7 protein-coding genes and 1 tRNA gene are annotated in these 9594 nt (G+C 69.6%); 3 read left to right on the plus strand and 5 right to left on the minus strand.

All coding sequences use genetic code 11. The features are described from left to right. Positions 1-156: 156 nt before the first annotated feature. Entirely contained in the window at positions 157-822 is a 666-nt protein-coding gene (locus ACFV6V_RS28565; RefSeq protein ID WP_385570587.1) for a hypothetical protein, read from the minus strand. A 223-nt stretch (positions 823-1045) separates the two neighbouring features. Here ACFV6V_RS28565 and ACFV6V_RS28570 point away from each other — a divergent pair, with 223 nt between their 5' ends. Further along, complete coding sequence (locus ACFV6V_RS28570; RefSeq protein WP_385570590.1) at positions 1046-2152, plus strand: FG-GAP repeat domain-containing protein; 1107 nt, start codon at positions 1046-1048, stop codon at positions 2150-2152. Positions 2153-2321: 169 nt separating this feature from the next. Continuing rightward, entirely contained in the window at positions 2322-3221 is a 900-nt protein-coding gene (locus ACFV6V_RS28575; protein WP_385570593.1) for a Yip1 family protein, read from the plus strand. A gap of 277 nt (positions 3222-3498) precedes the next feature. Here the strand turns inward: ACFV6V_RS28575 and ACFV6V_RS28580 are convergent, their stop codons facing one another. The 4 genes from ACFV6V_RS28580 to ACFV6V_RS28595 form a co-directional block, all read right to left on the minus strand. Further along, on the minus strand, positions 3499-7008 hold the full coding sequence (locus tag ACFV6V_RS28580; RefSeq protein ID WP_385570596.1) for a hypothetical protein: 3510 nt from the start codon (positions 7006-7008) through the stop codon (positions 3499-3501). Positions 7009-7396: 388 nt separating this feature from the next. Next, entirely contained in the window at positions 7397-7906 is a 510-nt protein-coding gene (locus ACFV6V_RS28585) for a phosphoribosyltransferase (protein WP_385570599.1), read from the minus strand. 5 nt (positions 7907-7911) lie between these two features. Further along, on the minus strand, positions 7912-8487 hold the full coding sequence (dcd, locus tag ACFV6V_RS28590) for a dCTP deaminase (protein WP_385570602.1): 576 nt from the start codon (positions 8485-8487) through the stop codon (positions 7912-7914). A 72-nt stretch (positions 8488-8559) separates the two neighbouring features. After that, on the minus strand, positions 8560-8769 hold the full coding sequence (locus ACFV6V_RS28595; protein ID WP_385570604.1) for a hypothetical protein: 210 nt from the start codon (positions 8767-8769) through the stop codon (positions 8560-8562). Between the two features lie 216 nt (positions 8770-8985). On the opposite strand from ACFV6V_RS28595, the gene ACFV6V_RS28600 reads away from it, so the two are divergent. Further along, positions 8986-9059, plus strand: a tRNA-Gly gene (locus ACFV6V_RS28600). Positions 9060-9594 lie beyond the last annotated feature (535 nt).

Below are 9594 nucleotides of genomic sequence, written 5' to 3' on the forward strand. Positions count from 1 at the left end.
GGTTTGTTGCTACCTTCCCCGGTCCGCGGCCGCACCGGCCTCGGGGGCAGGACCGGCCGCTTCCGCTTTTCACGGTTTCCGGGTCATCCGCTTTTCACGGTTCACCGTCACCGGTCATGCGCCGCACTTTCCGGGTGATCGGGTGCGGATACGTCGTCACCGGGTGCGATACGTCTGGATGAGCTCGCCGTGGAAGTCGTACACCCAGCCCTTGCCGCCGCTCCTGCCGTCGACGACCACGAGCATCGGCTCGCGTGTGTCCCCCTGGTCCGTGACGAGCTTGTACGTCCAGCCGCCGTAGCGGGCGGTGGAGGACTCGGGCGTCAGGGCGCCCAGGGATCGGCCGGTGTCGGACGAGACCTCGGCACGGGGCTCGTCGCCCTCGATCAGCCTCACGGCGCGCCCGTCGGGCATGACGACCCCGGCAGAGGCACTCGTACGCGCGGCGCCGGACTTGCCCCCGCGCTCGATCCAGGACACGACGTTGCCGTCGGGCAGCAGCATGACCCGCAGCTGGTGATACCGCCCGAGCGCCGGGGCTCCCGCACTTTCGAGGGTGCCCACTCTGACCCGCCCGTCCCGGATGACGGCCCGCTGGTGGTTCGGGCCCAGCTTGTAGACGCGGGCGACGGACCCGTCGGCGAGTTTGGCCGCCCTGCCCTCACCGGTCGTGGTGCGCCCCTTGTCCGGGCCGGATTCGATACCGGACCCGGTGCCCGCCTCGGCGAAGGCCGCACCGGCCGGAATGGCCAGGGCCACCGCGGCTCCCGCGGCGACGGCGGTGTTGACGGCGTTACGGAACGTACGTCGGGTGACGTGCATGGGAAAGGAACTCCTGCGTCGGAACAGCTGACCAACCCGACGCTAAGCACCCCATATGTAGCGCATCCCTCGAACACGTAACAAACACCATCGAAATTCCGCACGAACGTGCAAATCTCCACGCGTGACCCATCACCCATTGCCCACCCATTGGCGAAAGCCCCTGGTGGGAGCATGATGATGCGGCTGGTTTCCCAGGGACGAACGAGAAGAAGACGGAGTCATGGTGCGCCGAATCCGCAACACCACCCTGACGGTTACGGGTGTGCTGCTCACGGGCGCACTGATGGCGGGCTGCGGGCCGGTCCCCCACCCCGCCGCCACACCGTCGGCGTCCGCAGCCACCTCCAGCACCTCCGTACTCGCCGGCAGCGCGGCACCCGTACCGCGCGGCGACGGAAGCCGGGTCCCGGAGGACTTCAACGGCGACGGCCACCGCGACCTGATCCTCAACGACCTGGTCAAGGCCCCGGGCGGCGGCCACGACGACGACGCCGGCCTCGGGATCGTCTACGGCACCGCCACGGGCGCCCCGGGCCCTGCCGTGCACCAGCTCCTCACCCCGCAGGCCAACGGTGCCAAGGTCGCGGGCGTGCTGCCCTCGGCCTTCGACGCCGCGGCGGCCTGCGACCTCGACGAGGACGGCTTCAGCGATCTCATCGTGGCAACCGACCCCCCGTACAACGGCGTCGGACGCCCGCCCGTCCCCCTCCAGCTGCTCTTCGGGAGCCCCACGGGCCTCGGCGGCAAGGCCGTCGTGCTCAACATCCCCGGGCAGGCGCGCTACGGCAACGAGTGGCCCGACCACCCCGTCTGCGGCGACTTCGACGGCGACGGCACCGAGGACCTCGCCGTCACGGCGACGGCGGGCCAGGTGAGCTTCCTGCGCGGCCCGTTCACCCGTACGGGCGCACCGCGCGCCGCGGCGAAGCCGATCCCGGGCGGAGGCCCCGTGCTGGCCGCGCCCTCCCCCACGTCCGACGCGAACGGCGACGGCTACGACGACCTCGTCCACTCCACCCGCTCGCTGGCCCCGGGCGCGGAGGCAGCCAAGGGCAAGCTGCTGCTGGGCGGGCCGGACGGTCCCGGCGCTCCCGGGGGCTCGTACACCTTCAAAGCCGTACGCATCCCACCGGCGCCCGCGCTGCCGGCCGGTGAGTCATCCACCACGACGGACCTGCTGCGTTACGCGGACTTCGACGGCGACAAGCGGCCTGATGTGGTGACGCGCACCCACCGGGGCGAGAGCGCCGACGTGATCGCGTTCTACCCGGCTACCGGGGACGGCTCCCACCCCTCGGCCACGTTCAGCACGGCGGTCTTTCTCTGAGCGGTCCTCCTCCAGCGATCTTCCTCTGGGCGGTCCTCCCCTGAGCCCTGTGCGGGCCTGGGGGATGGTCGGGGACATCACGTAGGGGATGTCACAGCTCCGCAGCAAAGGCACCCGCGTTCCGGGACTGAGGACACCGGACCTCATGGGAACAGGTACGTTCGAATACGTGGCTGGATTCAGGATCGGACGCGGCCGGGGCAACAACCGCCCTCCGCAGCAACCGCAGCAGGCGCCCCCGCCGCCGTATGGCCCGTCGCAAGGCCAGTACGGCGGTGGCCAGGCCGCGCCCTCGTACCCCCCGCAGCAGCAGTGGCCCCCGAGCGGCGGCCGCCCTGGTGGCCACTCCGGCGGCCACCAGCAGGCGCGGGCCCCACACGGCGAGCCGGAGTACTTCGGCGGCGACCACCACGCGGCCGGTGACCCGTACGCCAACAACCCCGGCCACACCAGAGCCTTCAGCATCAACGAGGACCCCTACGGAGACGCCGCCACGTACCACGCCGGCTCCGCCTCCGTCCCCGCGGGCCCGCGCCTGCACTGGAAGGAACTGCTCAGCGGCATCGTGCTGCGCCCAGGCGCGACCTTCCTCCAGATGCGGGACCACCCGGTCTGGGGCCCGGCGCTCACGATCACCTTCCTCTACGGACTGCTCGCGATCTTCGGCTTCGACCAGACCCGCGACGAGGCCATCAAGGCCCCCTTCACGACCGCGCTCACCTCGGTGATGATCACCGGCGTGGCCTTCGTCATCGGCAGCCTGATCCTGGGCGCCGTCACCCACACCCTGGCCCGCCAGCTCGGCGGCGACGGCGCCTGGCAGCCGACGGTCGGCCTCTCCATGCTGATCATGTCCCTGACGGACGCCCCCCGACTGGTCTTCGCCATGTTCCTGGGCGGCGACAACTCGCTGGTCCAGGTGGTGGGCTGGGCGACCTGGCTCGCGGCGGGAGCGTTGTTCACATCGATGGTGAGCAAGTCCCATGACCTGCCCTGGCCGAAGGCGCTGGGAGCGTCGGCGATCCAGCTGATCGCGCTGCTGTCCATCATCAAACTCGGCACGATCTGAGCCACGACCCGAAGAAGAGGCCCCCGCTAGGCGGGGGCCTCTTCCTGCGTCTGCTGCGTCTCACGGCCAGGCGTCGAGTACCTGACCCTCACGCTGCACGGCGGGCGGCTCGGCGCACCCTGCATGGGTGATCCACGTATCGACAACCCGACGTCCACGGGCCGTTCCCGAACGGGACCTTCCCTGAGGGGCTATTGGTCGCCGTTGGCGAAGACGCGGCACGCAAAGGGGGTGGGCCCTGCCGGACGACCGGCGGGGCCCACCCCTTGGGACGTGCTCAGCGAGCGACCTTCGCCGTCGGCTTGCTGGTGGCGGTTCCGTCGCTGTGCCCGGTGCGGTGGGCTGTCACCTTCACCGTGATCTTCCTTCCGCGCTGGGCGGGGGCCAGCTTCAGCGAGGAACCGGTGGCCCCCTCGATCGCCCTGCCGTTCGCGTACCACTGATAGGCGTACGAGGACGGGCTGGGCGTCCAGGTGCCCTGGGCGGCCCTGAGCGTGTAGCCGGACCTGGCGGTGCCCGAGATGGTGGGCGCCTTGGTGGCCTTCGGGGCGCTGCCCTTGGCGACCGTGACCGCGGGGGTCGTGGCGGTGCCGTCGGCGTGGCCCGGACGGTGGGCGGTGACGGTGAGGGTCAGCTTCTTGCCGAGCAGCGAGGCGGGCACGGTGTACGTGGCCGCCGTCGCCCCCGAGATCACCCTGCCGTCGGCCTTCCACTGGTAGCCGTACGACGTGGCGGCCGGAGTCCAGGTGCCCTGAGTGAGGCCGAGTTTGGCGCCGACCTTCGCCGTGCCGCTGATCTTCGGGGCCGTCGTCGCCATAGGGGCGGCGCCCTTGGCGACCGTGACGGCCGCCGAGGAGACGGCGGTTTCCCCACCGAGAAGATGCGCGGTGACGCTGACGGTCAGCTGCTTGCCGAGCAGCGCGGCGGGCACGGTGTAGGTGGCCGCCGTCGCCCCGGAGATGGCCTCGCCGTCCGCCTTCCACTGGTAGCCGTACGACGCCGGCGTGGGCGTCCAACTGCCCGGGTTCGCGGTGAGGGTGGCGCCGACCTCTGCCGCGCCGTTGACGGCGGGAGCTGCGGTGTTGGTCAGCGAGGGCGGTGTGACGGTGAAGGTGCCGTTTGCATACTCCCCCGCGTTGTGGGTGATGACACTGAGGTTCCAGTCACCCGGGGCGGCCCCGGTCAGGTCCAGGACGGCCGTCAGGTCCCTGCGGTCGGCCGACACCGACACGCTGGTCGACTCCACCCTGCTGTCGGCCCGACTGAGCACCACCTTGTCGTCCTTGTGCAAAGCGGTACCGAACACGCGCACGGTGGCCTTCGTGCCGCTCTCGGCGGTGGTCGGGGTCACCGTGTGGACGCTGACCCGCTGTGTGCCGCAGATGGTGGAGTGGCAGGTGAGTTCCGCCCGGTAGGAGGTGTGGGAGGCCTTCTTGGGCAGGCTCAGAACCATGATGCTGGGGGTGACGGCCCTGGTCTCCGGCTCGTTGACGGAGCATTCGTAGCCGGTGGGCTGCACCAGTGTGCAGCCGTTGTCGAGGCTCTTGCCGTACAGCGCCGGCACGGCGGTGTCGGTGGCCCCCGTGGAGTCACTGATCGCCACGCCGAAGCGGTCGTTGTACGCGGTCGGCAGTACCGCGCAGACGGCAGTGTGCTGCTCGTCGAGGGTGCCCGTGATCGGACCGTGCCCATAGCTGACGTTGGGGACGGCCGTGCACTCACGGGCCGGCCCGGCGGCGGTGGCGATGCGCAGTGCGTCGAAGCGGTAGGGGTCGTCTGCCTTCTGGCTCCCCGGAACGGTGACGAGGACCTGGTAGTGGGTGGAACCGGTGACCGCGCAGCCCTTGTCGGCGTAGCTGCAGGCGACCTTGCCGTCCTCGCCGAAAGCCTGGAGGCCGGCGGTGCCCAGCGCATCGCGGACGCCCAAGTGCAGGGTGTCCCCGGCGTCGGCGGTGGTGACCTGACGGCAGAGCAGCGTGCCGCCCGCGGCGAAGGTGCCGCCCGTGGACGGTCCGCCGACCGGGGTCGCGGGATTGGCGGTGCAGCCCTTCGCCGTGGAGGTGACGTCCCGCCGGATCAGGTTGTAGGTGCCGGCTGTGTCGCTTCCGTCGACCAGGACGGTGTGCGCGACGCCCGGCACGAGGTTGCAGGTGAGCCGGATGCCCTGCAGAGCGGGGCTCCGGCAGACCTGCCTGCTGTACTGGTCCACGACCGAGAGGTACGTCTTGGCCGTCGTACCCGGGACGGCCTGGAGCTGGATGCTCTCCACCGCGCTGTGGTCGCCTGCGGGGATGGTCAGGCAGTGCGAGAAGACCCCGCCGCCCGTGCTGAAGCGTGCGGCGGCGCTGTCGGCGGTGAAGTCGCCCGCCGGGAACACCTGGCAGTCGTTCGCCTTGTCCGTGCGGTGGAGGGCGAGGCTGTAGGGGCCGGTCGGCGTCTTCTGGTCGGCGGCGGAGACCAGGACACGGAACGGAGCGGTGCCGTTCAGCCCGCAGGTGCCCCAGCTGAGGGTGCTCACGTCGCACAGCTGGGCGCCGGTGGCATCGGCGACGGTGACGTCGATCCGCGGGATCTGGCCGCTCACGCTCCTCAGCGCCGCCATTCCCGAGCCCTTGGGCAGCGGCAGGGTCAGGCAGTCCACCTCGCCGCCGTGGGTCAGAGTGCCCTGGTGGGTGCCGAGTTCGACGGCCTGGCAACCGGTGGTGGCGGACCGGTCGAGGATCAGGGTGGCGTCGTCGGTGAGTACGGTGTAGTCGCCGGCGGCGGGCAGGGTGCAGATGCCGTCCGATGCGCAGACGGTCCGGCCCGTCTGGTCGTACACCTTCAGCGCGGAGCGGCTCCCGTCATGAACCCCGTACACGTCGTATCGCCCGGCCGAGGGCGCGGTGAAGACCTTGCAACCGGAGGGCGGATCCACGGTGGTGGGCGCCGCGCCGTACGCGTTGAGCGGGACGTGCGCGCAGCCGGCCGGGTCGGAGAGGCGGCGGATCTTCAGGGTGTACGCGGCGGGGAAGCCGCCCTCCACGTCGCCGATGCGGGCGAGGACCCGGTAGGGGCCACCGCCGGGCAGAATGCACCCTTCGCTCTTGTCGTCGTGGGAGCGCGGGCAGATCCGGGCACCGGACGCGTCGGTGATCCAGTACTGGCTGTCGCTGGAGTGCTTGTCGGTGCGCAGGTCGACCGTGATGCGCTCACCGGCCTTACCGGTGAAGGGCTGGCACATGATCGCCACCGCGCCGGGGGCGGAGCCCTTCACGACGGGGGCGTCCCAGGCCGTCCCGGCCTCCGGGGCACAGTAGTCGGCGGTGTGCAGCGGCACGACGGCGACAGGAGTGTCGATCAGGTTCTGCCACCCCTGATTGACCACCTTCAGTGTGTAGGCGCCGGCATGGGGCAGGTCGCACCAGCCCGCGTCGCTCCGATCGGTCTGGTTGCAGTTCAGTTGGGTGTCGCCGTCGTAGACCTGGGAGTAGGTCTCGGGGCTGACCTTGCCGAGCATGACGCGGTGCAGCCCCGCCTTCGCGGCGGTGAAGCCGAAGCAGGTGCGGTCGCTGTGCGCAGGGATGGTCGCTTTGCCGGCCGCGCTGCCCGGGTCCCCGAAGGGAGTGAGCGGCAGCGCGGCGCAGTTGTCGCCGACGGCGTCCACGGCGGTGGGCGTGATGTCCCGCGCCCACGCTGCTCCCATCGGAAGCAGCGTGGACAGTAGGACGGACAACAAGACGGGCAGTGTGAGCAGGAGTGCGGTGCGCGGCGCAGGTCTGGCGGTCGCACGCGGATGGCGTGACATTCCGTTCCCCCCCGGGACGGTAAGGACATGGCCGCGCTCGGGTCCGGTGCGGCACATGACAAAAGTTGCGGCAATGATCGCACAGGAGTCCGGCGAAGTCGCCCGAAATCGACCGGCACGGCCACCGTCGGCGCCGGGTCGCGCCATGGAACAAAAGGAGCTGACGGAAAGCGCTCATCGGCCCAAGTCACCGTCCACTGACGGGTGGCACTACTTGGTCTCTCAGATGGCCCAGCCGATACGGCGGGGCGGGCAGAGGGGGGTCGCGCTCTCCAGAAGGTCGCAGGTTCGAATCCCGCCGAGTACATGGCACGCGAGGGGCCCCCGGCGGTCGAACCGGGGGCCCCTCACGTGCTTCATGGCGCCAGCGCCTGTAAGACTTCGCAGCTCAGAGGGCTTCCTTCGACGGAGTGATCGGCTGGCCGGACTTACGCACTACAGGCAAGACACTCCACGGGAAGTTGATCCAGTCGTCGGTGCGCTTCCAGACGTACTCGCACTTCACCAGGCTGTGCGACTTCTCGTAGATCACGGCGGAACGCACCTCGGCGACATGCTCGAGACAGAAGTCGTGCACGAGCTTGAGCGTCTTGCCGGTGTCGGCGACGTCGTCCGCGATCAGAACCTTCTTGTTCGAGAAATCAATCGCGTTCGGCACCGGAGCCAGCATCACGGGCATCTCGAGCGTGGTCCCCACACCGGTGTAGAACTCGACGTTCACCAGGTGGATGTTCTTGCAGTCCAGGGCGTACGCCAGACCGCCGGCGACGAACACGCCGCCACGGGCGATGGACAGCACGACGTCCGGCTCGTAGCCGTCGTCCGCGATCACCTGCGCCAGCTCGCGAATCGCGCCGCCGAACTTCTCGTACGTCAGGTTTTCCGGTATCTGCGTCACGCCCGTCACACCTGCGTCCGATGGAAGTTCACAAACGACCGGGAGGCCGTCGGCCCCCGCTGCCCCTGATAGCGGGACCCGTACTTCTCGGAACCGTAGGGGTGCTCCGCGGGCGAGCTCAGCCGGAACATGCACAGCTGACCGATCTTCATGCCCGGCCACAGCTTGATGGGCAGCGTGGCCAGATTCGACAGCTCCAGCGTGACGTGGCCGGAGAAACCAGGGTCGATGAAACCCGCCGTCGAATGCGTGACCAGACCGAGCCGCCCGAGGGAGCTCTTGCCCTCGAGCCGGGATGCCAGGTCGTCCGGCAGCGTGATGACCTCGTACGTCGACGCCAGCACGAACTCACCGGGGTGCAGGATGAACGCCTCGTCCCCCTCCGGCTCCACCAGCCGCGTCAGATCCGCCTGCTCGACCGCGGGGTCGATGTGCGGATAGCGGTGGTTCTCGAACACCCGGAAATAGCGGTCGAGCCGCACATCGATGCTCGAGGGCTGCACCATCGATTCGTCGTACGGGTCGATACGCACCCGTCCGGCGTCGATCTCGGCCCGGATGTCCTTGTCTGAGAGAAGCACCCCCCGAGGATACGCAGAGCGCGCGGCCCCGCCCCAACCGGGCGCCCGCCGCGCGCTCCCCTGACTAGCGCCTCAGCGGCCCCGGCGCTGCTCCACCACTCCCACCGGCCCGCCCCGCTCGCGCACGACCGGCACCGCATGCCGCAGCCGAGCACACCGAGGACACCGGATCAGCCGCCCGGGCCCGATCCGGTCGGCACCGAGCTGCTGCATCGGGAACGACGAGGTGGCGAACACGTGCCCATCGGCACATCGGACGACGGTGCGCTCGATCGAGTCCATCGGGTCCATCAAGTCCCTTCCCCAACACGCGGACGAGACAGCCACATTAAGGGATCAACAGGACACCGCTCCACGCGCCGCGCCACCCCGCCCGGCTACCCGACGGTACGCCCTCCGTCGCCCACTTCCACACGGAAGCCCCACGGCTCCATGCACCGTGGGGCTCCTATGGGGTACAGTGTGCAACGATGCGGAGCTGATCGATCGGCCCGCTTCGCGGGTGTAGTTTAATGGTAGAACATGAGCTTCCCAAGCTCAGAGCGCGAGTTCGATTCTCGTCACCCGCTCCACCAGAAAGCCCCAGGCCAGCGGCCCGGGGCTTCTTTGTTGTCTAGACCGGATCAGGCTTCGCGTGCCCGTTCCGCGGCCGATGCCTGATGGTTCGGATTGCGGCCGCACTAAGCCTCGCGGCACCCCTGTCGGCCCGGCTTGTTTCCGTCACTCTTGCATGTGTAGCGAGTACGCCAGCCTTCCTCACACCACTCAAGCGCGGAGTCGATCACCCACAGTCCGTAGAGACGTCCCTGCCCTTCACAGGTGAGGCATGGAGCGGTGCAGTCACAGGGGATGGGCGTGTGCTCGCTACAGCCGCGCGGCCGGCGTAGCCGGGCCCGGAGCGGGGCGGAGACAAGAGCGTCGGGCCCGGCGGCGAGCCGGGGCCGCGCGCGGCGAGCGGAGCGAGCCCTTGATTGAGTAGAGAAACTCTTACCGCGCCAGCGGCTCTCGATGCTGTCCGATCCCGGGTGATGCTTGACAGTTCGATCCCAACTGATGGTTGACAGTGGCCGTGATCGGCTTTTCTGTGCGCGTCGTTGCAGCGCGTGT

The sequence above is a fragment of the Streptomyces sp. NPDC059828 genome (genome assembly GCF_042731955.1).
In the GTDB taxonomy this organism is placed as follows: Bacteria; Actinomycetota; Actinomycetes; order Streptomycetales; family Streptomycetaceae; genus Streptomyces.